The 25,270-nt window shown below is 34.0% G+C and carries 26 protein-coding genes and 1 riboswitch; of the genes, 10 read left to right on the top strand and 16 right to left on the bottom strand.

Annotated elements, in window-relative coordinates:
* Positions 1 to 5: 5 nt before the first annotated feature.
* The 4 genes from FHP05_RS00550 to tenI all read right to left on the bottom strand — a co-directional run bounded on the left by FHP05_RS00550 (position 6) and on the right by tenI (position 2,736).
* Positions 6 to 1,025 carry a thiazole biosynthesis adenylyltransferase ThiF gene (locus FHP05_RS00550; RefSeq protein WP_147665049.1) on the bottom strand — a complete coding sequence of 340 codons (1,020 nt, stop codon included), beginning with the start codon at positions 1,023 to 1,025 and terminating at the stop codon, positions 6 to 8.
* Between the two features lie 98 nt (positions 1,026 to 1,123).
* Positions 1,124 to 1,888 (bottom strand): thiazole synthase, encoded by a 765-nt coding sequence (locus FHP05_RS00545; protein WP_147665047.1) that lies wholly within the window; start codon positions 1,886 to 1,888, stop codon positions 1,124 to 1,126.
* A gap of 3 nt (positions 1,889 to 1,891) precedes the next feature.
* Positions 1,892 to 2,095 carry a sulfur carrier protein ThiS gene (thiS, locus tag FHP05_RS00540; protein WP_147665045.1) on the bottom strand — a complete coding sequence of 68 codons (204 nt, stop codon included), beginning with the start codon at positions 2,093 to 2,095 and terminating at the stop codon, positions 1,892 to 1,894.
* Positions 2,092 to 2,736 carry a thiazole tautomerase TenI gene (gene tenI, locus FHP05_RS00535; protein WP_147665043.1) on the bottom strand — a complete coding sequence of 215 codons (645 nt, stop codon included), beginning with the start codon at positions 2,734 to 2,736 and terminating at the stop codon, positions 2,092 to 2,094. Before tenI ends, thiS begins: the two co-directional genes overlap by 4 nt.
* A gap of 171 nt (positions 2,737 to 2,907) precedes the next feature.
* Positions 2,908 to 3,016, bottom strand: a riboswitch (TPP riboswitch).
* A gap of 250 nt (positions 3,017 to 3,266) precedes the next feature.
* Here tenI and FHP05_RS00530 point away from each other — a divergent pair.
* Positions 3,267 to 4,124 (top strand): metallophosphoesterase, encoded by an 858-nt coding sequence (locus FHP05_RS00530; protein ID WP_147665042.1) that lies wholly within the window; start codon positions 3,267 to 3,269, stop codon positions 4,122 to 4,124.
* Between the two features lie 102 nt (positions 4,125 to 4,226).
* On the top strand, positions 4,227 to 4,682 hold the full coding sequence (locus FHP05_RS00525) for a YkyB family protein (RefSeq protein WP_147665041.1): 456 nt from the start codon (positions 4,227 to 4,229) through the stop codon (positions 4,680 to 4,682).
* Positions 4,683 to 4,974: 292 nt separating this feature from the next.
* Here the strand turns inward: FHP05_RS00525 and FHP05_RS00520 are convergent, their stop codons facing one another.
* Complete coding sequence (locus tag FHP05_RS00520) at positions 4,975 to 5,292, bottom strand: hypothetical protein (protein ID WP_191126191.1); 318 nt, start codon at positions 5,290 to 5,292, stop codon at positions 4,975 to 4,977.
* A 137-nt stretch (positions 5,293 to 5,429) separates the two neighbouring features.
* Here FHP05_RS00520 and FHP05_RS00515 point away from each other — a divergent pair, with 137 nt between their 5' ends.
* Positions 5,430 to 6,341 carry a DMT family transporter gene (locus FHP05_RS00515; RefSeq protein WP_147665039.1) on the top strand — a complete coding sequence of 304 codons (912 nt, stop codon included), beginning with the start codon at positions 5,430 to 5,432 and terminating at the stop codon, positions 6,339 to 6,341.
* Positions 6,342 to 6,414: 73 nt separating this feature from the next.
* On the opposite strand, the gene FHP05_RS00510 is transcribed toward FHP05_RS00515, so the two are convergent.
* Together FHP05_RS00510 and FHP05_RS00505 are read right to left on the bottom strand one after the other, a co-directional pair.
* A complete protein-coding gene (locus FHP05_RS00510) occupies positions 6,415 to 6,558 on the bottom strand; it encodes an FbpB family small basic protein (protein ID WP_147665038.1) in 144 nt (47 codons plus the stop codon).
* Between the two features lie 102 nt (positions 6,559 to 6,660).
* Positions 6,661 to 6,837, bottom strand: a complete 177-nt coding sequence (locus FHP05_RS00505) for an aspartyl-phosphate phosphatase Spo0E family protein (RefSeq protein WP_147665037.1) — start codon at positions 6,835 to 6,837, stop codon at positions 6,661 to 6,663.
* Between the two features lie 181 nt (positions 6,838 to 7,018).
* On the opposite strand from FHP05_RS00505, the gene lepB reads away from it, so the two are divergent.
* Positions 7,019 to 7,543 carry a signal peptidase I gene (gene lepB, locus FHP05_RS00500; protein ID WP_147665036.1) on the top strand — a complete coding sequence of 175 codons (525 nt, stop codon included), beginning with the start codon at positions 7,019 to 7,021 and terminating at the stop codon, positions 7,541 to 7,543.
* A 557-nt stretch (positions 7,544 to 8,100) separates the two neighbouring features.
* Here the strand turns inward: lepB and FHP05_RS00495 are convergent.
* Positions 8,101 to 9,465, bottom strand: coding sequence for a TrkH family potassium uptake protein (locus FHP05_RS00495; RefSeq protein WP_147665035.1), 1,365 nt, complete (start codon positions 9,463 to 9,465; stop codon positions 8,101 to 8,103).
* A 180-nt stretch (positions 9,466 to 9,645) separates the two neighbouring features.
* Complete coding sequence (locus FHP05_RS00490) at positions 9,646 to 10,056, bottom strand: YwpF-like family protein (RefSeq protein ID WP_147665034.1); 411 nt, start codon at positions 10,054 to 10,056, stop codon at positions 9,646 to 9,648.
* Between the two features lie 248 nt (positions 10,057 to 10,304).
* Here FHP05_RS00490 and FHP05_RS00485 point away from each other — a divergent pair, with 248 nt between their 5' ends.
* The 4 genes from FHP05_RS00485 to spoVAE are packed head-to-tail and all read left to right on the top strand — an operon-like array spanning position 10,305 to position 12,621.
* On the top strand, positions 10,305 to 10,760 hold the full coding sequence (locus FHP05_RS00485) for a YhcN/YlaJ family sporulation lipoprotein (protein ID WP_147665033.1): 456 nt from the start codon (positions 10,305 to 10,307) through the stop codon (positions 10,758 to 10,760).
* Between the two features lie 18 nt (positions 10,761 to 10,778).
* Positions 10,779 to 11,258, top strand: coding sequence for a stage V sporulation protein AC (gene spoVAC / locus FHP05_RS00480; protein ID WP_147665032.1), 480 nt, complete (start codon positions 10,779 to 10,781; stop codon positions 11,256 to 11,258).
* The gene (gene spoVAD / locus FHP05_RS00475) at positions 11,258 to 12,274 is read left to right on the top strand and encodes a stage V sporulation protein AD (RefSeq protein WP_147665030.1); all 1,017 of its coding nucleotides are present in this window, start codon (positions 11,258 to 11,260) and stop codon (positions 12,272 to 12,274) included. The genes spoVAC and spoVAD overlap by 1 nt, the downstream gene beginning before the upstream one ends.
* The gene (spoVAE, locus tag FHP05_RS00470) at positions 12,271 to 12,621 is read left to right on the top strand and encodes a stage V sporulation protein AE (RefSeq protein ID WP_147665028.1); all 351 of its coding nucleotides are present in this window, start codon (positions 12,271 to 12,273) and stop codon (positions 12,619 to 12,621) included. The genes spoVAD and spoVAE overlap by 4 nt, the downstream gene beginning before the upstream one ends.
* 26 nt (positions 12,622 to 12,647) lie before the next feature.
* Here spoVAE and FHP05_RS00465 read toward each other — a convergent pair whose 3' ends face one another.
* The 4 genes from FHP05_RS00465 to FHP05_RS00450 form a co-directional block, all read right to left on the bottom strand.
* Positions 12,648 to 14,438, bottom strand: coding sequence for a M3 family oligoendopeptidase (locus FHP05_RS00465; protein WP_147665026.1), 1,791 nt, complete (start codon positions 14,436 to 14,438; stop codon positions 12,648 to 12,650).
* A gap of 113 nt (positions 14,439 to 14,551) precedes the next feature.
* On the bottom strand, positions 14,552 to 15,406 hold the full coding sequence (locus tag FHP05_RS00460) for a VanW family protein (protein ID WP_147665024.1): 855 nt from the start codon (positions 15,404 to 15,406) through the stop codon (positions 14,552 to 14,554).
* 356 nt (positions 15,407 to 15,762) lie between these two features.
* A complete protein-coding gene (locus tag FHP05_RS00455; protein WP_147665022.1) occupies positions 15,763 to 16,971 on the bottom strand; it encodes an NAD(P)/FAD-dependent oxidoreductase in 1,209 nt (402 codons plus the stop codon).
* Positions 16,972 to 17,207: 236 nt separating this feature from the next.
* The gene (locus FHP05_RS00450) at positions 17,208 to 17,912 is read right to left on the bottom strand and encodes a hypothetical protein (RefSeq protein ID WP_147665020.1); all 705 of its coding nucleotides are present in this window, start codon (positions 17,910 to 17,912) and stop codon (positions 17,208 to 17,210) included.
* Positions 17,913 to 18,322: 410 nt separating this feature from the next.
* Between FHP05_RS00450 and uraA the strand changes: the two genes are divergently transcribed.
* The gene (gene uraA, locus FHP05_RS00445) at positions 18,323 to 19,615 is read left to right on the top strand and encodes a uracil permease (protein WP_147665018.1); all 1,293 of its coding nucleotides are present in this window, start codon (positions 18,323 to 18,325) and stop codon (positions 19,613 to 19,615) included.
* Positions 19,616 to 19,658: 43 nt separating this feature from the next.
* On the opposite strand, the gene FHP05_RS00440 is transcribed toward uraA, so the two are convergent.
* From FHP05_RS00440 to dacB, 3 genes are all read right to left on the bottom strand, one after another.
* A complete protein-coding gene (locus tag FHP05_RS00440) occupies positions 19,659 to 22,298 on the bottom strand; it encodes a YhgE/Pip domain-containing protein (RefSeq protein ID WP_147665016.1) in 2,640 nt (879 codons plus the stop codon).
* A gap of 144 nt (positions 22,299 to 22,442) precedes the next feature.
* A complete protein-coding gene (locus tag FHP05_RS00435) occupies positions 22,443 to 23,018 on the bottom strand; it encodes a TetR/AcrR family transcriptional regulator (protein WP_147665014.1) in 576 nt (191 codons plus the stop codon).
* Between the two features lie 113 nt (positions 23,019 to 23,131).
* Positions 23,132 to 24,532, bottom strand: coding sequence for a D-alanyl-D-alanine carboxypeptidase/D-alanyl-D-alanine endopeptidase (gene dacB, locus FHP05_RS00430; RefSeq protein WP_230973898.1), 1,401 nt, complete (start codon positions 24,530 to 24,532; stop codon positions 23,132 to 23,134).
* A gap of 147 nt (positions 24,533 to 24,679) precedes the next feature.
* Between dacB and FHP05_RS00425 the strand changes: the two genes are divergently transcribed.
* Complete coding sequence (locus FHP05_RS00425; protein ID WP_147665012.1) at positions 24,680 to 25,228, top strand: NfeD family protein; 549 nt, start codon at positions 24,680 to 24,682, stop codon at positions 25,226 to 25,228.
* Positions 25,229 to 25,270: the final 42 nt, after the last annotated feature.

The following is a 25,270-nucleotide window of genomic DNA, read 5'->3' as shown; positions in this document are numbered from 1 at the left end:
TTAACTTAGCCAAAATACCGATGATATAATGTTTTTGCCTTAGCAATATCATTAGTTCCATGGACAAGTGTGCGTCCATCTTGAAACATCACAAGACGGTTGGTCTCAATCGTAAATGACAGGAGAAAGGGATTTTGCTCTACTTTTCCACCCTTTCCATGGAGAACGTTAGCAAGAGATTGTAAGTCACGCTTTTGCTCATGGGGTGGTCGAATTTGAACAGAATTTCTGCCACAAAGAACTGCTGATTTCGTTTGATTTTCAAATGCAAGAAACGGATATGTTGGGTTTTCTCCACAAGATGGACAATTCATTTTTTTCATCCGTGAAACATCAACAGTCGATTGCTGATTATCCCAGAGATCAAAGGAAATCAACTTTTGTCTTAATGCGTCCCGGTTTTCTGTCAATATTTTTAATGCCTCTGTCGTTTGTTGAACGACGACCATTCCAACAGCCGGACTAATAATCCCTGCAGTATCACAGGTTAAGCCACCAATTGGTACATCTTCCATCAAACAATGGAGGCAAGGTGTTTCATTTGGAATGATGGTGTAACTAATCGCATAGCTACCAACACAGGAGCCATAAATCCATGGTATTTTGAATTTTTGTGAGGCATCATTCACTATCATCCGGATATCAAAATTATCAGTTGCATCTAATATAAGATCAACGTCCACGATAAGGTTCTCTAATGTTTCTGGAATGACATCCATAATATGAGCTGTAATTTTTACCTCTGAGTTAATTTGTTGTAATCTTTCCTTGGCAGCAATTGCTTTTGGAATCTTTTTCATCGCATCGTTTTCTACATAGAGCTGTTGTCGTTGTAAATTACTCCACTCAACATAGTCACGATCTACAATCGTAAGTTCGCCAACACCAGCTCGAACAAGTGATTCAGCATTCCCAGTCCCAAGCGCTCCAGCTCCAATGATTAAGACATGCTTTTCGCTTATTCTTTTTTGCCCTTGTTCACCAATTGGTGTAAACAAAATTTGCCTAGAATAACGATCATTCATTTGTAATCATTCCTCTCAATTACAACCAAGAGGGAAGTTTAGGTTTTATCCTAAACCTCTTTCTTGGCCTTAATCAGATCTACTTAATTTAAATTCATTCAGATGCTCATTCCCTCCATTGGACTACTTGCAGTTGCAGTTCGCTTTTTCGGAATTCTTTCTGCTTCATAGCCTAAACGCCCGGCTTCAATTGCAAGTCTCATTGCTTTAGCCATCTTTACCGGATCTTTTGCTCTAGAAACTGCTGTATTTAAAAGAACCGCGTCTGCACCTAATTCCATAGCATATGCAGCGTCAGTTGGTGAACCAATCCCAGCATCGACAATAACCGGAACCTTTGATTGTTCAATAATAAAGCTTAAATTAAGCGGATTGATAATTCCTTGCCCTGAGCCGATTGGTGAAGCACCAGGCATAACAGCATGTGCCCCTAATTCTTCTAATTTTCTAGCCAACACAACATCATCAGATGTATATGGTAGGACAGTAAATCCTTCTTTTAATAACTCTTCGGTTGCTTTAAGTGTTTCAATAGGGTCTGGCAACAATGTTTTATTACAACCTATCACTTCTACTTTAATCATGTCACAAAGTCCAGAAGCCCGTGCAAGCTTGGCATGACGAACTGCTTCTTCTGCTGTTTTTGCCCCAGCCGTATTAGGTAAAAGACTCACTCGATCAATGTCAATATTTTCAAGGAAATTGGGCTGACTCGGCTCATAAATATTCATACGACGAACCGTGAATGTTAAAATTTCTGATTCTGCCATTTCTACTGCTTTTTTTTGGATATCAAAGTTAGGGTATTTTCCTGTACCTAATAATAATCTAGATTTAAATTGCTTTCCGTTGATTGTTAACATTTCTTAACCGCCTCCTACAAATTGAACTAATTCTATTGTGTCTCCATCTGATACTTTCACTTTTGCATGTTCTTCTTTTTCTAAAATCATATGATTGTGTTCTACAATCACAACAGGATTTTGAATCTGAAAATGTTTGATTAATTCCGTAATCGTTTTTATTTCCTCTGGCACAGTTATAAGGTCACCATTTACACGTAAGTTCATGAAATCACCTCCTCTATATGCATCGCTTTTTGATAATCGACAACTGCTTGCACAGGGTCCTTTGCTAATAAAACCCCTGATAATACAGCAATACCTTTTGCACCTGTGGCTAGTATTTCCTTTGTATTTTTAGGAGTAATTCCTCCGATAGCAATAACTGGTAATGATACATTTCGAATGACTTCTCGTAAATTTCTTAACCCTTTTGGCTCTTGACCACGTTTTGATAGAGTTGGATAAATATGTCCATAAAGAAGATAATCTGCCCCTTTCCTTTGTGCTTCAATCGCCTCGTTTACCGTGTGAACAGAAGAGCCAATTAATAAAGATGGAAAAGCCTTCTTCACAAGTGATACATCGATACTCCGGTAACCAAGTTGAACCCCACCTATTTTCATGCTATAGGCAACATCAACTCGGTCGTTTACCATAATTTTCTCAAGTGGTACGCCTTTTGTTACAAGTATTTGAATGACATATACTAGTTCTTTGGCTGTCCACCCTTTTTCCCGAATATGAATGGCATCAACATGATTGTGGATTTCACTAATAATACGTACAAATGTTTCCATTGACTGCTGACCTGTTGAGATAATATGTATACTTTTTCTAACGCCATGCAGTTTTGAATTTTTTTTCATCGTTTCTTTTTACTCCCTCCCCTCGGTTATTTATCCAAACAATAAAAAACCACTTTCTTGATACCAGCGTATCAAGAAAGTGGTTGAAGAATTAACTGCACACAAAATATAGAGGGTCTAAACAGATAAATAGAAGTAACTCCATCTACTTCCATTCTCTATACCTCTTTTAAGTACGACTTCTCACTTCCCTCCGCTGGCACCAACCAGATCAGGTTCCAAGAGTCCCAAAGCAACACTTTGATCTCAGCCTTTTTAAAAGGCACCCCTAGTGGATGAATTATATATGAAGTTTTTGAACTATAATTTTATAATATCATGGATTTTATCTTTGTCAATCGATTTTGAACTTTCTATAACTAACTCTCCATTTATAACAGAGAGGTTCTACTGCCCTAAATATTTTTACTCCTAATCTCAAAAAAACAACTATAAATATGCTCGATTTTCATGTATAATTTTAGCAGTGGAAGCTGTTTTTTTGATTATATAACTTTAATACTTGAAATCACTATAAATGAGGGTTAATGATGAATAGAAGAGTATTTCTAAAACAAATAATTGGCGGTGGTTTACTCCTACTTGGTTTAGGTAGTGGTTCTTACTACTATGCTCGCAATATTGAACCAAAATCATTACATATTCAGGAAGAGACCATTCTTTTACAAAAAATACCTCCTAAATTTCATAACTTTAAAATCGTCCAGTTTTCTGACACACATCTCGGTTTTCATTATACAACCGAACAATTTAGTGATTTGATTGCTACAATAAATGAAATGAAACCGGACATGGTTGTTTTTACAGGGGATTTCGCAGATCGTCCTCAGCAATTTAATTGGAGTAACAATCTTATCAAACTATTACAAACCATACATGCACCATATGGAAAGTATTGGGTATATGGTAATCATGATCATGGTGGTTATGGAACTGAAATACTAAGGGACTTTATGAAACAAGCAAACTTTCAATTATTACAAAATGAACATACAACAATCACTTGTGATAAAGAAAAAATCATTGTTGCTGGTATTGATGATGCTATTCTTGGAAATCCTGATATTTCTAAAGCATTACAAGGTGCGGATGAGAGTCTATTTACAATACTACTTGCACATGAACCCGATATGGCAAATGAAGCGAAAGAACATGCAGTTGATGTACAATTTTCTGGGCATAGTCATGGAGGGCAAGTTCGTTTTCCTGTATTAGGACATCTTTATACCCCTGCGTTTGCAAAGAAATATATTGATGGAAAATATCACATCACAGAAGATTTCTCGCTTTATGTGAATAAAGGAATTGGCACAACGAGACTACCTTTTCGCTTTCTTTGCAAACCAGAAATACATGTATATACATTACAACATCAGAAGAAAGCATAGTCATCTTTTTTTAATTTTGTTTGCCATGGGGCAGGCTTTACGATACGATAGAATTAGGATTTTATGTTAACAAAATATATAAACTAGAAAGGAGTAAAAATAATGGGGAAATATACAACAAAAGAACTTGCACAAGCAATTTATACGATCAATCGCCACGCAAAAACAGCACCAAAACCACAACATTTATACTATATAAAAAAAGAAACTATTCATAAATTGCTACAAGAAAAGAAAGCGAAAAAAGTCGGCCTACACTTCTCTGACAACCCAAAGTACAGTAATCAACATTCCACTCTCCTTATCCAAATTGATGATTACTATTTTCATATCCCGCCGTCAAGGGAAGATTTTAAAAAACTAAAACATTTAGGAGAGTTAGACCGTACGTATCGAAACCCACAAACAAAAATGGCCTTATCAAAAGCCAAAAAAATGGTTTATCAATATATTGACTGGAAACCTAAAAAAGTGACGAAAACAAAAAAACACTCTTCTTACTACATCCCTTCTTCCCTTGGAAAAATGGAATGGCCACCAACAAAAAGGTTTTATTAATAAAGTGAAAATTCAATCAGTGGGAGTTTTTTCAACTCCCACTGATTGTTAGTTGAACCAATCGGGCCTTTACTGGCTGTTGATCCTCCACTTATAATTCTTAAGCATCTCGAATTCTTCAAGTGAAGGTCTTACAGCCAGTTAATCTGCGATAAAATGAATGTGGGTCTTATAGCCAGTTAACCTATGATAAAAAGACTTGATTCAGATGGATATTTTGCGCTATCTGAATCTTAGTCATATCTTATTTTAAAGATTGATATTGCTTGTCCTTTAATATAAAAATATTCATTTAATTTTTTCTGATTCCCTTCACTAAATAAACAGTAAATAAAACTCCACCAAATAAAGCTACTGCTTGTAAAGTAAATTGCAATTGATCATAAATAATCAATTGCCACTCATCTTTCCATAGAGCAATTCCAAAATAAAGTGTAAAAAATAGTAAACTACCTAAAATATAATTCAATAACTTTTCTAATTTTAATGCCATCATAAATGAAATAAGAGGTTTTACACTGAAATAACTACCTAAAATACCTAGAAACACAAATATATAAAGTATATCATTCTCATTTAGCCCAATAAATGTAACCATTAAAACCGTCATTGCTTTCTCCCTTCTTTTCATATTATCTTCCAGTGTAAACATGTAAAGAGGAGAATATACATAATATTTTCTTATATATATTTTTATTGGTAATATAGTGACAATTCCGAGTATAAGTGAAGAAGGAGAGAAATGGTATGAACCGAATTGCTTTTCTTTGTATTGTTTTAGGAGCAACCCTTTGGGGAACCATTAGCTGGTATGTCAAACATTTATATGAATTTGGATTTACGGCGATGGAAATTGTTACGATTAGAGTCGTTACATCCACTATCATTCTACTAATCTTTTTATTCATTGTGTCGCCAAAAGAACTAAAACTACAATCATGGCTGGATATAAAATATTTTATCGGAACAGGGATCATTAGTATCATCTTTTTTAACTATTCTCTGTTTAAGGCAATAGATTTAGCAACAATTCCTATCGCAACTGCATTACTGTATACAGCCCCTGCATTTGTTACCATTATGTCTGTTTTTTTATTTCAAGAAAAGTTTTCAAAATACAAGGTAATCTCCCTTATCATGACGTTTATCGGGATCTGTTTTATTGTAGGACTTGTACCATTTGATATGGCTAATATCTCTTTCATTAGCATTATTTTTGGTTTAGGGTCTGGAATTGGCTATGCTTTATATAGCATTTTCAGTAAGTTCGCATTAAAGAGATATTCTAGTTTAACAATCACCATCTATACGTTTTTAGTAGCATCCATTGTTCTAATCCCTTTTTTCCCTCTTGAAAAATTAGCATTATTTTCAGAAACGACTGTTTTAATGTACGGTTTTGGGCTTGGCTTTTTACCGACGGCTCTCGCTTACATCATTTACACCTTTGGATTACAGTACATGGAAACTAGCAATGCATCGATTTTAACAACAATTGAACCAATAGTCGCCACCCTTATTGGCGTTTTTATCTTCCGGGAAGCATTTTCATTCTTACAAATGATCGGAATGACTTGTATCCTCGGTGCAGTTATTCTCATTCATCGTTCGCCACAAAAAGAAGAAACCATTCCGACACCACAAAATCAGTTACATTAAAGTAAAAAAATATCTTGCATGAATAAAAAATTAAAAACAGAAAGATCCTACCATTAGATCTTTCTGTTTTTAATCATGCTTGTTTTTGTTTATCTAAATGACTAGCTAGTCTCTCTTCCATACGTAATTCAATTTGAGCAACCTGCTCTTCATCAGCCATTAATTCTTGCTTAAACTGTTCAACAAGTTGTTCATAAGTTAATTTGTTTGTCCGCATTATGTGTCACCCCTTTTGACCTTCAACTACATTTATTCCCAATACAATACTTTTCTATACACTATTATTAGAAAATTTAATCATCAATGGGGTAAAATTCAATTATATATTTTTAAGTTTGTCTTTTTCCTTATGCAATTCATACAAATTCAATAATTTGTCCAACTTTTTACTAATAGCCAATGACTTCGGGCTATGATAGCCTTCTTCTTCTACAACAACTATCAATTCCTTTCTTACAGATTCAATTTTTTCTATAAGTTGTTTTTGCGTACCCATACTGTATATAAAGCCTCCCTAATTTTCAGACTTAAATCTATTAGAAACCTTTAAAGAGCTATGTTATTATATTGGTAGGAAACATGTTATATATATCCCCTATGTATCAATTATTAAACATAGATGGATTTATTAGTCGTTATCATTTATTTTATTAGGTATCAGAAAGGGATGTCTCCATTTGAAAAATACAAAAATAAAAAATGAAATAGTAGGATGGATAAAAGCATTTTTAATCGCTATATTGGTTGCAGTTTTCTTAAGATCATTTGTGTTTGCAACCTCGATTGTTGAAGGTGACAGTATGTATCCTACACTAGAGGATGGTGAGAGAGTCATCTTTAACAAAATGATTTATTTTATTGGAGAACCAGCCCGTGGAGATATCGTTATTATCCAACGTCCCTTAAAAAATTACGTAAAAAGAATTGTTGGCTTACCTGGAGAAACAATAGAGGTTAAAAATCATACGTTATTTATAAACGGAGAAGCTAGTGGTCAAGAATACCTATCTAATGATTCAAAAAGTTTAACAGGTAATTTCGGTCCAGTAAAAGTCCCAGAGCAAAGTTATTTTGTAATGGGGGATAATCGAGCAAAAAGTAAGGATAGTCGAAATGGTTTAGGGTTTATTGAAAAACATGAAATTATTGGTCGATCCGAAATTATTATTTTTCCATTTAGTGAATGGTCTTTTACAAGATAAGGTGAAACTTCAATCAGTGAGGGTCTTACAAACTTGCATTAAACATTAAATTACGGTCCATACATATGATTGTATGGACCATTTCCATTTATCATGGATTTTATTTCTCATTGTCAACTAAACAGCTTCCAGCATTCAATAATAAAATTCCGACACAAACAGCACCCATAAAAATTTCAAGCATGTCTGTCCACCTCCTAATGTGTCCAATATGTACGATATAACGCGATATGACTATCAATGCTATTATTACTCTTTACTATCATATCAACTAATACTAGTAAAATAAAGCAATTTCAAATGACAATCTTGGTAACTTCCTTTTGAATTTTTTTACTCCGATTTAATATCTTTCACATTGAATAAAGTGAAACTTCAATCAGTGGGAGTTTTCTTCAACTCCCACTGATTGTTAGTTGAACGAATCGGGCCTTTAATGGCTGTTGATCCTCCATTTTTAATTCTTGGGTATCTCGAATTCTTTCATTGGAGGTCTTACAGCCAATTAACCACATTAAATAAGAAAAAGCAGAGGACAACTATTTCAATCAACATATCTACCCGATGATAATTCTTTCTTTTGGATAGTGATAATTTCCACCTTTTTTGTTTCTTTTAAACATAAACAGAGCTGTTACAATTCCGACTCTACCGATAAACATTAATACCATTAAAATAATTTTGCTAAAAGTAGTTAACTCACTTGTAATTCCTAAACTCAATCCAACCGTACCAAAAGCAGAAGTAATTTCAAAGAAAAGCTCAGTTACAGAGAATGGTTCAATCGCTGTTAAAACAATCAAAGCTGTATAGGCCACAAAAATTGCTAATAAAGTGACGACAACTGCTTTTACTAAATCTTGTTTATGTACTTCTCTTTTAAATAAATGAATGGAATCACCACCTCTTGCATATGTAAAAATGAAAATGACAACTAATGCAAAAGTGGTCGTTCGAATCCCACCACCTGCACTGCTCGGTGATGCCCCAATAAACATTAGAAATGACATAAATAAATGATTTTGCTCTGTTAGTTGACTCACATCCATTGTACTTAATCCAGCACTTCTTGTCGTAACGGATTGGAAAAAGGAATAAAAGAACTTTTCATGCCAAGGTTTTCCAACAAAGAACTGATTCATATCAAGTAAAAAAATGAATATCGTTCCAAACACAATAAGAATTAAGAATGTTAAGGTGGTTAATTTCGTAAATAAGCTAAAACGAAAAAACACCCGATTACGTTTTTTAGAAAATAAGTATTCCTTCACTTCGATTAAGACCGGAAATCCAATTGCACCAAAAATAATTAATATGATTGTATAAAACTGAAGAAAATAATCATTCTTATAAGGAATTAGAGAGCTTCCTGTTATATCAAATCCTCCATTGGAAATCGCACTAATCGTACTAAAAAAACCATTTAAATATGCTTCATTTAGAGGGAAATATCTTAAATAATATGTTCCCAAGATAACGAAGCTAATAAACTCAATCACAAATAACACAAGAAATATTTGTTTTACGAGGCGCACCATACCAGAAAACTGTGTCTGGTTTTGATCTGTCATGATTAAACGTCTTTCTTTTAAACCAATTTTTTTCCCTAATATAATCCAAACAAAGGTCCCGAGTGCCATAATCCCAACTGCACCTAATTGTAGGACAATTGCTAGTAATATATAGCCTATTTCATTAAATGTTTCAGAAATTGTAATTGGTGTTAGACCTGTCACACTGATGGCACTTACAGCGACAAATACCACATCAATAAACGCGGGATCGGCTCCCTCTTTATAGGCAAAGGGTAAAGATAATAAGATTGTAGAAAAGATAATTGCAACCACATAAAAGAACAAAATTGCTCGAAATGGGGAAATTATATTTGCTTTCTTTATGAATGTTTTCTTTGAATCATACATAAGAATCTCCTTCTTGATTTTCGACAAAATTTCAATAAACTTTACATAATTATAGCAAGCAATGAAATATATTTCTCGTTTTTTTACAACCTTTTTCATAAATTGTTTTCATTTTTATTAATCTATAATTAAAAAAGGAGATCCTGCCATTCTTTCAGAAATAGGACATCCAGTACCATACTAAAGTATTGCTTTAAACTTACGTAATAATTCTTCCCCTTTGTATCCTTCCTTTACTAAACGTTCTAATAAGTCTTCAATATAATGAATACGTCTATCTACAATTGTTCCCATAAATAAAACGTTCATTCTGTCTCCTATTTCGTTTACACCAATGATGTTTGTAATAAACGTTGCAGGTGGATTGCTTTCTTTTGTAATCTTTACTTCTAACATGATTTCCTGTCTTTCTTCCTCTAGTCGCTTAAAAAACTCTAAATAGCTTTGGTCTATAAATGCTTCAATTAACCATCTGTTTTGTTCATCTTCTCGATTAATAATTAAACCATCCAATAATTTAATTTCATGTTGCAAAAGTTTTGCCTCAATACCTTCTTTTACAATTAACTTTTTCAATTTAAATGTTTTCAATCATTTCACCCCTCAACTAACCATCTTTAATCTCATTGTAACATGGAAGATAAAAAAAGAAGTATAAAGAAAAATGAAGCTGTGTAGTTTGTACTTTCAAGTGTTTTCGATTTTAAAGCTGGGGCTCTTTTAGTATCTATTTATCGAAGTTCATTATAAAAAGAAAATAATACGTATAATTCAGAAGGAACAACTGAAAATATAATGTAAGCTTGTATCTTAATTTTATTTCTAGAAGGTGATGTGTCGTGATTATAAAAAAAGTGATTCCTATATCGATGATTTTGTTCTTTCTTATCGGATGCCAAGCTACCTCAATGGAACAACCCAATGATGAAGAACCGTCTTACACGAAATTATCTACACAAAATGAATTTGATCAACAATTATCAAATCAAGTAAAAGAATACTTAAAAGATAATAAAGATCTTACATCTGTTCAAGCAGTAAACGATGAAGAAAAAATCCTCATTACATTCGAGATTCCACATATGAAACGTTTTAAGCTTGCTGACATTCGCAAGGAACTAAAGAAAGATATTAAAGAAAAATTTCAAATTAAAAAAGTAGAAGTTTCTACAGATCAAAAAGTTATCCTTGAATTAGATAAGTTAGAGGAAGAAATCCAAGATAAATCAGTGAATAAAAATGAACTAAAAAAGGAATTAAAACGAATTATCAAATTATCAAAAAAACAAACATAATGAAAGGTATGAATATAAATGGCAAAGGAAAAGAATCAAAGAAAAAGCCCAGATGAAACACAATATCAAGCAATCCAGCAAGAAAAAGAAATTAAACGTCCGATTATACAAAATTGTATCAAAGCATTTTTTGTTGGAGGATTAATTTGTCTAATTGGCCAGGTGATTACCACTTTTTATATTTATTTCTTTGATTTTACCGAACAGACAGCTGGAAATCCCACTGTTGCTACAATTATCTTCATAACCATGCTTTTAACTGGATTTGGTTTATATGATAAAATCGGCCAATTCTCTGGTGCTGGTTCTGCTGTTCCAGTAACCGGATTCGGAAACTCTGTCATATCATCAGCTATTGAGCATCGCACAGAAGGTTTTATTTTAGGTGTTGGTGCGAATATGTTTAAGTTAGCTGGACCTGTAATTGTGTATGGCGTATTTGCAGCCTTCGTTATTGCCATCATCAAAACAATTTTAATGAAATGGATGGGATTATAATGCTTTTAGGAAAAAGAACATGGAACTTTCCTAACAAACCAGTAATTATTTCAACTGGAACTGTTGGTGGGCCATTAGAAAAAGAAGGAAAAATCCCGGATGCCTTTGATGTTCTATATGATGAAAATTGGTTGGAACAAAATTCATTCGAACAAGCACAACAAGTCTTGTTAGAAGAAGCAATTGACCAAGCAATTAAAAAAAGCTCTATTCAAGAAGAACAAGTCGAATTTTTCCTTGGTGGAGATTTAATCAATCAGATTACACCTACTACTTTTGCCATAAATTCAAAGGATTTCGGGTATATGGGTTTATTCAATGCTTGTGCAACTTCAACAGAAGGTTTAGCTTTGGCCGCGCATATGGTAGACAGTAATGCTGCAAATTTTGTTTTAACAGGAACATCTAGTCATAACGCTGCAACAGAACGCCAATATCGTTATCCGACTGAGTACGGAAGTCAAAAACCCCCAACAGCACAATGGACAGTCACAGGTGCAGGCTGTGCGTTAGTGGCTAAACAAGGCACAGGCCCCGTCATTACATCAGCAACAATCGGAAAAGTGGTTGATATGGGAATGACTGATCCTTTTAATATGGGTGGTGCAATGGCTCCTGCAGCAGTTGACACGATTATGACGCATTTAAAAGAAAGAAATGTTCCTCCTTCCTATTATGACCTTATTATTACTGGTGATTTGGGAAAGGTTGGAAGAGAAGCTTCTTTAGAATTATTAAATCAAAAAGGTATTCATATTAGCCAAGATAAATTTATTGACTGTGGTTTATCTATTTATAAAAATGATCAGCCAGTCTTAGCAGGTGGAAGTGGAGCAGCTTGTTCAACGGTCGGTATTTATGGACATTTTTTGCAAAAGATAATTAAAGGTAAGGTAAATAGAATATTAGCTGTTGCTACAGGTGCACTTCACTCTCCCCTCACTGTTCAACAAAAGGGTACAATTCCTTGTATCGCACATGCCGTATCGATTGAGTCTGGGAGTGGATTATCATGATATTCTTTTGGGCATTTGTTGTGGGTGGAATTATTTGTGTCATCGGACAAATATTAATGGATGTTTTTAAATTGACACCTGCTCATACATTAACGACATTTGTCGTCTTTGGCGCTATCCTAGATGGCCTAGGTCTATATGAACCATTAATTGATTTTGCTGGTGCAGGAGCTACCGTACCAATTACCAGCTTCGGGAACTCACTTGTTCATGGTGCTATGGCAGAGGCAGAAGAACATGGTTTAATTGGTGTTGTAACAGGGATGTTTGAGGTGACTAGCTCGGGAATCTCAGCAGCTATTATTTTCGGTGTCATTGGTGCGCTTTTATTTAAACCAAAAGGATAACCCTCTCTGAAAGGGGTTATCCTATTTCATTTGGACAATTCCACAAATTTTTCCAAGTCTTTTATACATAAATCAATTCCATGTTCCCAAAAGTCTGTTTTTGTAATGTCTACCTGGAGATGTTTCATTGCTAAGTCCTCTACTTGCATCCGCCCAGTATCCTTTAATAAGCCAATATAATCATCCTCAAAAGTCCCACCCTTTTCTTGGGCATAAGCGTATATTCCAAGACTGAATAAATAGCCAAAGGTGTATGGGAAATTATAAAACGGAGTACCAGTAATATGAAAATGTAATTTAGATGCCCAAAATGTCGGATCATACTCATCAAGCGTATCACAATAAGCCTCTTTCTGAGCATTTTCCATTAATTCATTTAACCGTTCGATAGAGACCATTCCTTGTTTTCTTTCTTTATAAAACCGCGTTTCAAATAGAAAACGTGCATGGATATTCATAAAAAACGCAATGCTTCGTTGTAATTTATCATCTAATAATGATAATTTCTCAGTTTTTGTTTTCGCCTGTTGCACTGCTGCATCACTAACAATCATTTCTGCTAATGTGGAAGCTGTTTCAGCTACATTCTTGGCATACCGTTGATTCATTGCCGGCAAATCATCCATGACATGCTGATGAAATGCATGTCCTAATTCATGGGCTAATGTCGCAACATTAGACATCGAATTTGAATAGGTCATAAATATACGCGTTTGTTTACTTGCAGGAAAGCTTGTACAAAACCCTCCAGGTCGTTTTGCGGGACGGTCCTCAGCTTCGATCCATCTTTCTTCAAATGCTTTTTCTGCAAAGCGTGCCATTTTTGGGCTGAATTTTTCAAAATGATTGATGATAAAATTTGCACCTTCTGCATATGTATATGTTTGTCCCTTTTCAGATAATGGTGCTCCAACATCATAGAAGCTCATTTTATCAATACCGAGGATTCTCGCTTTTTTCTGAAAGTAGTGTATAAAATATTTCTTTTTATTCGTAATCGCTGTCCACATGGCATCCAATGTATCTTGTTGCATTCGATTGATAGTTAAAGGTTCTTTTAATACATTGTCCCAACCACGTAGTTTATAGGTTTGTAAGCGAAAACCCGCTAAATGGTTCAGTGTATTACTAAATAAATCGGCATTTTCTTGCCACGCTTCTTGCATTTTCGCAAATACTGATTGACGAATATTCCGATCTGGACTAGATAGTTTGTTTGCTGCTTGGCCGATTGAATATGGAACAGTTTTCCCATTTTCTTCAATGGAAATAGTCATTTTTCCAACAATTGTTTGATACATTTGTCCCCAGGCATGATATCCATCAATGCCAAGCTTATTTAAAATAATTTCTTTTTCTGTTGAGAGTAATTGTTTGGCATTGTTGCGACACTCATTTAAATAAAATGTAAACTCTTGTAAAGCAGAATCTTTCATTAATTGATTCCATTTATTTTCAGATATTTCCGCTAATTTTTGGTTCCAAATTGTTTGAACAGAGCCAAGCTGTGCCCCTAATTCACTTCGTTCTGAGACAAGTAAATTAGCTTTTGTATCATTTACATTTTGTGCACTTAAACAACTAATAAATGCAGATGCTTCCCGGAAACGCTTTATTAGTGGGTTCATTTCATTGATGATTTTTATAATATCTTCGTTTACGGATATTTCATTTGCATGAAAATTTTTCACGTTTATTTCAAGATTTATCATGTCTTTTTTTATTGACTCGATATAGTGTTGCAATTCCTGTGAACTACTTCCACCTGGAAAAATACTATCTAAATCCCATGTTAATTCATACTCCTGTTTCTGCATGCAATTCCCCCTTATTTTTAGTATATTTTAATTATATAATGTTTTTAGTAAAAATTAAAATATAAATATTTTCACTAAAATAAAAAGGCATGTCAACAATGACAAGCCTCCTATTATGAAATATGATCTGATGAAAAGATACGAATAATCATTGTGCCATTCTTTGCACTGGCACGAATAAGAAGTGGTTGTTTATATTTATTTTTAAAAACAAAATCAGGCCCCCACCAACTAACGGTTGCATCTTTTCCTGGTGGAACATAGGGAACCTCTCTACTGTGGGAATAGCGCTCCATGATTTGGATGCCTTGTAAATTCACTGCATTAAATAGAGTGGATGATACTTGGCAAATGCCTCCACCTATATCTTCTGCCAATTCTCCTTTCACAATGACGGGAGCCCGTTTATAGCCTTTTTCCTTTGTTCTTTCTCCTACTACTTTATTAAAAGAGAAAGTCTCCCCAGGAAATAATACATGATTATCAATTGCTTCTGCTGCCAAACGGATATTATGAGAACGTTCTTTATTTGTCTCATTATAAGAAGTGGAAAAAAACCCAATTTCTTTTGCACTTATTTCTGTCAATAATTCACCATCCACTTTTGGATGAACGGCTTTCGTCGGTATACGCATTTTTCCTTGTTTATTTTGATAAAAAAATGCTTGAAATTGTTTGATGAATTTATTTTTATCAAGCATTTGACCAGGTATACCGGGAATAATTTCATTGTTAGTACTTAATTTTGCATCAATCGGGGCTTTGTACATTTGTTGATTGATATTTTTCATCATTTGCTGTAATAAATGCATATCGACAAAAAGTGAACCCGTTGTATCTACGTTAAATTCATCAATTACAACGGTTTCATTAACCTTATCATCATCTGATATGATAAATGTTTTAGCCAAAACAGAGCTTGGTTGTATGAACAGACAAATACTAAGTATAAAGCATATTTTTTTCATTATTTTATATCACCCTATCCATAGTATTTGATAAGGATAGGATTTTCATGTATGTAATAGATATATCGTAAAAAAACTTTATTACTATGCACATGCATTTTCATTTAGTTTTTGGGAGATAGATCCTACAATAAATATAACCTTTCAGGAAATAGCCTTTAAAAAACCACCCTGTTCAATAACAAGGTGGTTAAGAGTAGCATTTTTTTATATTAACGAAAATCTCTTGTGTCTTCCAATTTTCTAGTTACAAACATATAGCTAGCAATAGAAGCTACACCTAAAAGTAAATAAAATGTTCCTTTTTTCATTTAGTATTGCCTCCCTTTTCGGAGTATTTTCTCCCTATTTTTTGATTAGAATGGACGAATTTTTCCTTTTTTCAAGAACATATTTAATCCACCAATTAAAAATAGTGCACGGTTATCAACAACTTTTTTCATTGTTGCAGCAGATTTACCAGATAATTTCGTACCATCTAAAATAGTAGCAATACCATCTGTTACTCCTAAGGATGCAACTGTTCCTTTATCATCAAAGACAAAATTTTCTAATGGATAGTTGTGAAGAAGTGCTTCAATATTATTTGCACAAGTTTCTGCATGTTGCATTGCAGCTTGAGCTGTTGGTGGGAATGGGCGTCCTGCTGCTTCATCCATCACCCATGCACAGTCACCAATAATAAAGATATTTTCTTCACCTGGTGCACGTAAATCACCATTAACAGTTACTTTACCACGAGTTAATTCAAAACCAGACTCACCAAGAACAGGGTTTCCTGTTACACCACCAGTCCATACGATTGTGCCAGCTTTAATTAATTCATTATCTTCCCCAACGATGAATCCTTCTTCTGTACATTCATTGATTTTTGTACCAAGACGGAACTCTACACCACGTTGTTCTAAAGAATGAATGGCATAATCTACTAAGTCTTTATCAAACATTGGTAAAATGGATGGTGCTGCCTCCACATTAATAATACGAACATGACGGCGATCAATATCATATTTCTTACATAACTGTGGAACTTTTTCTACTAATTCACCAACAAATTCTATTCCGGTAAATCCAGCTCCACCAACAAGAATTGTTAAATCATCTGTATTCTTTTCTTCACTATTTTTGTATTGAATAAATTGGTATTCCATATGTTCACGAATCATTTGTGCTGTATCAATATCTTGGATAAACATAGCATGCTTATCCATTCCTTTGATACCAAATGTATTCGTAACAAAACCTAAGGAAATAACAAGATAATCATATGATAATTCACTATTTTCCAAAACAACTTTATTTTCATCTTTTTCTACTTTTGCAACACTATCATAAATTAAGCGTACACGATTTGGGTTTATCACATCACTAATAATAGTACGTGCTTGGTTGTGATTAATTGTACCTGCTGCTACTTCATGAAGCCATGTCGATTGATAATGGTAATTATGTTTGTTTACTAAAACAATCTCCGCTTCTTCTGGATTTAATTTTTGTGTTAATCTTTTTGTTGTCATCATGCCAGCGTAACCCGCACCTAAAACAACGATTCTTGGCTTACTCATGTACAAAATCCACCTTTCTTTAGTGAGGAAAAATATTAACTCTATTTCCCCCTCTATCCTGATTGATATCTTACTTCACATTGCAAACCTATGTATAATAATAACAAAATTCTTTTAAAAGGGCTAATAATGTTACATTTTAGTCACAATTTAGCTATTGATTTGTTATCACCTTTTAATTATAAAAAAACTTATATTATAAAGTCAACTGCGATTCTAATGCAAGCAAAATTTTTTTATGGATTATCTGGGGATTCGGGTGTTGGATCATCTCCATTAATATCTCCGTCTCCTTCTTGCTCACCGTCTTCATTTTTCTCTTCATCAGATGGATCTTTTTCTGGTTTTTCCTTATCTTGAGGTTTTCTTTTGTCATTTTCTTTATTTGTTTCTTTGCTTTTTTCCTCTTTTTGCTGATTTTCTTCTTTCTTTATTTCTTTTTCATAATCCTTTTCTTTATTATCTTTTTTCGCTGGCTGTTTTCTTGGATCATTTTGGCCTTTATTTATATGTTTTTTAGAAGGTGTTGGATTTGATTGACCACCGCTATTATTTGGTTGGTATGTCTGTACATTTATATATGTTTGTTCTTCGGGTGTCGATTCCTCTTCCTCTTCCTCTTCATATACTATACTTTCTTGTTCTTCCTCCTCTTCTTCTTGTAACTCTATTTCGTCCAATTTTTCCTCTTCCAATTCCTCTTCATCTGGTATTTCTGGGATTGGTGGTTTCCAAATAGAAAAAACGGATAATCTAAGCTCTGATTTTTTTAGTTCTTTTTCCTCGTCTTTCACGTTATCTTTAGACTTTGTATTTTTTTGTTCTACTGTAGATTTAAAAGATTGCTTTTTACTTTCTGCTTGAGAAATGCCGTAGCCTACAACTAAAAAGAATGCAATTAAAATAACTATATTAAATAATAATAATTTCCTACTCTTCATTTTTTACCTCCATTACCATTTATATCCTATCTAATATTGTAAACAAATCAAATCGTTATTTTCAAATATTTTTTGAAAATTAATTGTACTACTATATATAAATTCATTTACAGATGCAAAAGCGAATGAAACTGACTATAAACTAGGATAAAATAAAGAACTAAAGTGAAAGAACATAAAACCCTTTCCTAGAAAGTAGTATTTGTGATATAGTATATTCAAGTTCATAAGTTACCTTTAAATCAGTCCAGTGAGGCTGGCAAGGTCGATAGTGGATTAATATGTCTAATTTAGGAGTATATCCTTATTTATAACCACTTTTCGTCTATTCAAAACACCTTGCCAAAATGTTGGCAAGGTGTTTTTTTAATGTGTAACTGTTGAAACAACATCAAAAAGGAGTAATACACATGGCAAATTATAAAGAAATACAAGTAGATGAAAAACTACCTATCTTACAAAGTATTCCACTTAGTTTACAGCATTTATTTGCAATGTTTGGTTCAACGGTCTTAGTGCCGGTGTTATTCGGCGTAAATCCGGCAACCGTTTTGCTAATGAATGGAGTTGGCACACTGATTTATCTTTTTATTACAAAAGGAAAAATACCTGCCTATTTAGGTTCTAGTTTTGCATTTCTTTCCCCAGTTTTTGTCGTTTTAGGGCATTATAGTGGCTTAGAAGGATATCAATATGCATTAGCTGGCTTTCTTGTTGTCGGGATTGTCTTGGCCCTTGTTGGCCTGCTAATAAAAGTAGCTGGCACAGGTTGGATAGACGTCTTATTCCCACCAGCGGCTATGGGAGCAATTGTTGCTGTAATAGGTTTAGAACTTGTTCCAGTGGCTGCAGAAATGGCGGGATGGATTGCACCAGATGGAACAAATCCAGAGAAATGGACAATGGATTCAGATGCAGCAATGGTTGCATTATTAACGTTATTAATTACAATTATTTGTTGGGTGACATTACGAGGCTTTTTAAAAATCATCCCAATCTTAATCGGAATCATTTCCGGGTACCTTATCGCTCATTTTGGTTTTGGTATGGTTGATTTTACAACAGTTAAGGAAGCAAATATGTTTTCTTTACCAGAGTTTTACACGATGAAATTTGATTGGTCAGCGGTATTGATTATTTTACCAGCCGCACTTGTATTAATTCCAGAACATATCGGACATTTATTAGTTACTAGTAACATTGTTAAGAAAGATTTGGTCAAAGATCCAGGCCTTGATCGTTCCTTTATGGGGAACGGAATTTCAACCATTATTTCCAGCTTTTTCGGATCTACACCAAACACAACTTACGGTGAAAATATTGGTGTATTAGCTATTACAAGAGTGTATTCAACATGGATTATTGGTGGAGCTGCTGTTCTTGCTATTATCCTTTCCTTTTTTGGAAAGCTCGCAGCACTTATCTCTTCTATCCCACAACCAGTAATGGGTGGAATATCGATGTTATTATTCGGGATTATTGCCGCCAGTGGGATAAGGATGCTTGTTGAGGCAAAGGTTGACTATAATAAGGCTCAAAATTTAATTTTAACCTGTGTTGTCCTTGTAATTGGGATTAGTGGGGCTTCTATTAAATTAGGAGCAAATGTAGAATTAACTGGAATGGGACTTGCTACAATTGTAGCGATTGTCTTAAGCCTCTTCTTTAAAATGTTAGATATGTTAAACCTATCCAATGAATAAATAAAAAGCGTTGTGGAGCAATCCACAACGCTTTTTATTTACTTTAATATGCTTCTTCCATTTGTTGTTCATGTGCATGATCTGTCTTTTTACTTTTGATTAAGAAATAGGAGTATGTTAATCCCATTGCTACAACGATATAAGTAGCAAGGATACCAACATTTTTCCACATAAAGGCGTAATCTCCACTTGAAACAACTGCTTTAAATGCTTGCACACTATATGTCATTGGTAATAATGAGTTAAATGTATGCAATACATCAGGAATCAATTCTAATGGGAATGTTCCTGCACTTGTTGTTAATTGCAAAATAAGAATTACTATCGCGATAAAACGCCCTGGATCTCCTAATACCGTTGATAGGAACTGAACGAGTGTCATGAACACTAAACTTGTAACAATGGATACAAACATAAATAATGGAACACTTTTAACTTCTAACCCTAATCCTAAAAGGAGAATAGCATCTAATATTAATGCTTGGATTATACCAACAACCGCAAGCATGCCGAATTTACTTAAAAATAAGGAAAGGGCATTTCTTGGTTCAATTATTGGATCATTTAGGTTTAGAACGATTGATATGACAAGAGCCCCAACAAATAATCCTAATGAGATAAAGTACGGAGCAAATCCAGTACCATAGTTAGGAACTTTATTGATTTCTTCTTTCCCCATCGTAACTGGACTTCCCATCATATCATATGTCTCATCGTCGGATTTAACGGATCCAACCTCATCTGCTGCTTCGTCCAATTTTTCATGTAATTCCTTCGTACCGCCTCTTAATTCTTTCGTACCATCAGATAGCTCACCGGAACCATCAGCTAGTTTATGAGAACCATCATTAAATTGATGCGCTCCATCTGATAGTTGATACATACCATGATTTAGAATACCTGCACCATTAGCTAAATCACTTGCTCCAGTATCTGCTTTCTGGAAGCTACTTGTGAATTTATACATGTTATCCACGTAGCTATTTTGTCCGGATACCAATTTCCCTGATCCATCTCTTAATTGACCTGTTCCATCAGATAATTGATTGACACCATTTTGTAATGTCTTTTGACCATCATTTATCTGTGTAAGACCACCTTGTAATTGGCCAATCGGATTGTCTAAAGCTGCCTTAATCTCAGTTTCTAATTCTTTTGTAATATCATCTAAATGACTCATAATTTCTTTTTCATAATTATCAAGTCTATAATCTATTTTCTGATTCGCATCATCTAATGCTTGATTTACACCTTGTTCAACTTTAGGTTCCGCTTTTTCACGAATGATATTTTCAATTTTTTGTTGTTGCTCTTGAGTTATTTCAACTCCAGCAAGAACCTCTTCCAATCCAGATTGTAAAGTTACTTGGACAAATTCCTCAATAGAGTTATAGTCAACTGTCAAACCGTCAATTTTGTTAATTACTTCATTAATGGTTTGATCGGGTACACCCACATCACTTAAAATGGATGAAATATCTTCTTTGATCTGTTCCGTCTTTGCATCTTGGGCCTCTTTCAAATAGTTGACAATATCCTTTGCAACACTTTCGGAAATTGCCTTTGGTGCCTGTGGAATAAATTTATTAACTTCTTTTACTACTCCTTCTGACGCACCTTGTGCAATACCATTTGTTATTTGTTCTTTAACTTTTGGAGCAATTTCCTTTTCTTTTTGAGCAATTGTATCATCGATTGTTTGACGGACTTTACCCTTTTTATCTTTAACTGTTTGGTTCACTTTTTTGGCCATTTCTTCTGGAAGCTGGTTATGCAGCTGTGTTAATCCATTTTGCACTTGTTGGGTACCGTCAACTAATTTAGGTACGTTTTGTTTCATTGCGGTCACACCATTATCTGCTTGTGCAATACCATTTGCTAATTGTCCAGCACCTGCTTGTAAATCTTCTGAAGCATCGCGAAGTTTATTACTATTCAAATAAAGTTCTGACACCCCACTGGACAATGTTTGAGCACCTTGTGCTAACTCAGATGATCCTTTAGCAGCTGTATTTACACCATCTTCAAATTGAATGGATTTACTAGCAAGCTTTTCTAGATTAACTTTTAATTCTTTTGAACCATCTTTTAATTTAACTGCGCCATCATCTATTTTTCCACTACCATCACTTGCTTCTTCAAAACCATCTGCAATTTCACCTAACTTATCAAACATGGTTTCTGCATAGGTTTTCGATACTTCGCCAGCAATTTCGGTCTTAATTTCTTTGACAGCAGACTCCCCAATTTGTGAAGATAGGAAATTATAACTTTCATTTGGAATATATTTTAACTTTAATTTTTCTGGATGATCATCTAGTAGTGTTGTTGCGTTTTTAGAAAAATCTTCGGGTATTTCAACGAGCATATAATATTCTTGATTCTCTAGATCTTGATATCCCTTTTTTCTAGAAACAACATCAAAATTCAGCTCATCCAGATCTTGAAGATTCTCTACAAGCTCATCTCCAATATCAAGATGTTCTCCTTCAAAGTCTGCACCTTGGTCCTCATTAATTACAGCAATTGGTAATTTGTCTAAATAATCATATGGATCCCAAAATGCCCAAAGAAACATTCCAGCATACATTAGTGGAACAAACAACACTGCTGTAAGTGAAATTAGCAATTTCTTGTTTGTAAAAATATTTTTCCATTCCGTGAGAAACATCGATTTTTTCATCTATCTAAACCCCTTTTAACCAATTGACCACTTCAACCATTTAGTCATTTTACTGCAAAAAATTAAGTTCGTATGTTCCCCTAGTCCCAACAATCCCAGGTGACTAATTCATCCAACTAGTCATATTTTTGTAAAATCAAGGGATTATCTGTTTGATAACCCGTTCATTAAATACAGATGGAAAAACTCTGATATTTGTTCTTTTTCTAATGGTTCCCTCGTTTTCTCCCAATCAAAGATAAGTGACACATACAGCTTTAAAATCACAAATGCTGTTAGTTCTGGATCACAATCTTTAATTTCACCAGATACAATTCCTTCTTTAATAATATTGCTCATATACTTTACAATTGTGTCTTCCAGCTTTTGCACTACTTCTGTGACCGCTGGAGTACCGATTTCTTTTTCTTCCTGAAGTAATTTAATCATTAACTGGTGTTCTGTCCGGAATTCAAGTAATGTATAAAGTACACGATCAGCATTAATAAAGAAAGGATCATCATTATCCATGACCTCTTCAGCAGCTCGTTTCATTTCCTTGATTAGAGACGAGATGATTTCATGAAAAAGTTCTTCTTTATTTTTATAGAATGTGTAGATTGTACCTTTCCCTACCTTTGCGAGTTTTGCAACCTGATCCATCGTTGTTGCTTTATAACCAAAGGCTGAGAAAGACTTCGATGCAGCATCTATTATTAATTGTTTTCGATCAATATTCAATTGTATACTTCCGCCCCTTTGACAGAGTGACTAATTTAGTTTTATGGTCATTAACAGTTTTTATAATAACACATCCATTTTCACTATGCAAGAAGTATTTATTAAAAAAATTATTAGTGAACCTTTAAAATATCTCCTATCCATGTTATAAGTTCACCTTCTAAGTCTGGTCCATCTTCTTCATCCATTAAATGGTTTAACATGATAGAAAAAATAACCTGCCCTTTATTTTCTAAATTCAAATATCCTGATAAAGTGCTTACTGTATGAAGTATTCCTGTCTTTGCTTGAACTGAATAATGAAAGGAACGGTCTTTCATTGTGCCACCAACCATTCGATCTTTCTCTCCTGCTATCGGTAATGCCTGCAAGAATATTGCATACCATTGTTTCTTTTGAACATGATAGAGTAAATTACATATTTCTCTTGGCGGAATGGCCGTAACATGGGATATCCCAGAGCCATCCCGAATGACACAATGATCCAAACAAACACCGAGCTTAGATATTTCCGTTTTTAATACTTTTAAACCTTTTTCCCAGCTTCCTTCATTATAGATGATTTTCCCCATCTCTTTTACAAACAATTCACCTAAACCATTATTGCTCAATTTCATAAAGGGAATAAGCAATTTTTTTAATTGTGGTGATTTTTTTTCATACAAAATAGTGGCATTATTTGGCGTTGTTTCCTTCCTCAGCTTCCCACTCCAATTAATATTCTCCTTTTCTAATGCTTCTTCAAATAACGTAAGTGTGTAAAAGGTGGGATCCGAAATAGCAATCCATTCTTTTTGAATTTTACTTTGAACAGAGATTTCTCCCTTTATAATAATGGTATTTCCTTCGCGTATTCGTTCAATTACTAAGGCATCTTCATCCACTTGATGTGCTACTGTTTGTACTTTATTTTCGATTTTCACATAATCAGTTTCAGGATATATGGTAATGATTGGTTCTTCACCAGGACGATTGGAAGGTTTGATGCTTAATATAATTGTCCCTGTATCATAATCTGCATTGGGTGAAGTTGTTAGTGCCGAAACTTGTGATCCATAATACCAAACTTCATCACTCCAGATCATGTCCTGTGAAAGACGAATATCATCATACCACGTATCATCTGCAATGATATCACCATCTATATATGTAACTTTTTGTTTTGTTAATTGCTTGACTAACTTTTCAATATCTTGAGGTAAAAGGCTTGGATCACCCTTTCCTTTTATGTATATATTCCCATATAACACACCATTTTCAATTGTACCATCCGTTAAGATAGTTGTTGTAAATGTATATTCTGCACCTAAAACAGAAAGTGCAGCTGCCGCTGTAAATAATTTCATATTGGAAGCAGGGCGCATGCGTAATTCTCCCATATGGTCAATAAGGATTTCTCCTGTTTTTCCTGAAATAACACGTATACCTACTAATGTTCCTTTTAATGTTGGCTTTTGTCGAAAATATTCCTCTAATTTAGAAGAAAGCATTTCATTTTCTTTCCTTTTATCCATCAAAAGATTCACCTCTACTCTCTACGTTTCAAAAGGTATGATATTAACCAAAACATAAAATTAACAAAAATATGTATCATTTTTCTGAAACTTATTATATAGTAAAAACGTATATAAATACAGGAAGTTTTGAAAGGGGGATACTTTTTGAGTATTTTCGGATATCCAATCGAACAAATTTATTTAGTGGCATTGATTATCTCTAGTGTTCTTATTGTTTTATTTATGCTATTTGGTGATTTTCTAGACGCTGTTGGAGACCTTTTTAATCCGACTCTTATTTTAGCATTTATTATTTTTTGTGCTTCTTTTGGACTTATTTTTGAAAAAATATCATCTTTATCAAGTGGCATCATAATATTAATATCAGCCGTTATTGCGCTACTATTAACTACCCTTCTAAACGTATTTATACTATTACCCTTCCAAGATGCCGAGCATTCTTTAAGCTATACAGAAGATTCATTAGTTGGTCGTGTTGGTAAATTAATCGTTTCCGTTCCAGAAAATGGATTCGGTGAAATATTCATTGAAAGTAAGAGTGGCATGATCACAAAACCTGCTGCAAGTTTAAAAAATAATCCAATTGCTGAAGGTGAACAAGTACTTGTTCTTAAAGTAGAAAAAGGAGTGCTATATGTTATTCCCTATGAAGTAGATTGGATGGAACAAACAGATGCAGAAAGTGACATTTAAATCAGTTGGGATTATCTCATCCCCCACTGTTTGTGAGATGAA

Source organism: Cerasibacillus terrae (genome assembly GCF_008039555.1).
In the GTDB taxonomy this organism is placed as follows: domain Bacteria; phylum Bacillota; class Bacilli; order Bacillales; family Amphibacillaceae; genus Cerasibacillus; species Cerasibacillus terrae.
Note: the sequence above shows the minus strand (reverse complement) of the source record. Positions and strands in the feature narration are given on the sequence as shown.

Bases quoted from the DNA above. Each gene is read 5' to 3' on its own strand.
- FHP05_RS00460 (WP_147665024.1), bottom strand. From the start codon at position 15,406: ATGAAAAAAATATGCTTTATACTTAGTATTTGTCTGTTCATACAACCA.
- spoVAC (WP_147665032.1), top strand. From the start codon at position 10,779: ATGGCAAAGGAAAAGAATCAAAGAAAAAGCCCAGATGAAACACAATAT.
- FHP05_RS00510 (WP_147665038.1), bottom strand. From the start codon at position 6,558: ATGCGGACAAACAAATTAACTTATGAACAACTTGTTGAACAGTTTAAG.
- FHP05_RS00530 (WP_147665042.1), top strand. From the start codon at position 3,267: ATGAATAGAAGAGTATTTCTAAAACAAATAATTGGCGGTGGTTTACTC.
- dacB (WP_230973898.1), bottom strand. From the start codon at position 24,532: ATGGATAAAAGGAAAGAAAATGAAATGCTTTCTTCTAAATTAGAGGAA.
- FHP05_RS00455 (WP_147665022.1), bottom strand. From the start codon at position 16,971: ATGAGTAAGCCAAGAATCGTTGTTTTAGGTGCGGGTTACGCTGGCATG.
- FHP05_RS00545 (WP_147665047.1), bottom strand. From the start codon at position 1,888: ATGTTAACAATCAACGGAAAGCAATTTAAATCTAGATTATTATTAGGT.
- spoVAD (WP_147665030.1), top strand. From the start codon at position 11,258: ATGCTTTTAGGAAAAAGAACATGGAACTTTCCTAACAAACCAGTAATT.
- spoVAE (WP_147665028.1), top strand. From the start codon at position 12,271: ATGATATTCTTTTGGGCATTTGTTGTGGGTGGAATTATTTGTGTCATC.
- thiS (WP_147665045.1), bottom strand. From the start codon at position 2,095: ATGAACTTACGTGTAAATGGTGACCTTATAACTGTGCCAGAGGAAATA.
- FHP05_RS00520 (WP_191126191.1), bottom strand. From the start codon at position 5,292: ATGACGGTTTTAATGGTTACATTTATTGGGCTAAATGAGAATGATATA.
- FHP05_RS00550 (WP_147665049.1), bottom strand. From the start codon at position 1,025: ATGAATGATCGTTATTCTAGGCAAATTTTGTTTACACCAATTGGTGAA.
- uraA (WP_147665018.1), top strand. From the start codon at position 18,323: ATGGCAAATTATAAAGAAATACAAGTAGATGAAAAACTACCTATCTTA.
- FHP05_RS00465 (WP_147665026.1), bottom strand. From the start codon at position 14,438: ATGCAGAAACAGGAGTATGAATTAACATGGGATTTAGATAGTATTTTT.
- FHP05_RS00515 (WP_147665039.1), top strand. From the start codon at position 5,430: ATGAACCGAATTGCTTTTCTTTGTATTGTTTTAGGAGCAACCCTTTGG.
- FHP05_RS00440 (WP_147665016.1), bottom strand. From the start codon at position 22,298: ATGAAAAAATCGATGTTTCTCACGGAATGGAAAAATATTTTTACAAAC.
- FHP05_RS00505 (WP_147665037.1), bottom strand. From the start codon at position 6,837: ATGGGTACGCAAAAACAACTTATAGAAAAAATTGAATCTGTAAGAAAG.
- FHP05_RS00525 (WP_147665041.1), top strand. From the start codon at position 4,227: ATGGGGAAATATACAACAAAAGAACTTGCACAAGCAATTTATACGATC.
- FHP05_RS00450 (WP_147665020.1), bottom strand. From the start codon at position 17,912: ATGAAGAGTAGGAAATTATTATTATTTAATATAGTTATTTTAATTGCA.
- FHP05_RS00495 (WP_147665035.1), bottom strand. From the start codon at position 9,465: ATGTATGATTCAAAGAAAACATTCATAAAGAAAGCAAATATAATTTCC.
- tenI (WP_147665043.1), bottom strand. From the start codon at position 2,736: ATGAAAAAAAATTCAAAACTGCATGGCGTTAGAAAAAGTATACATATT.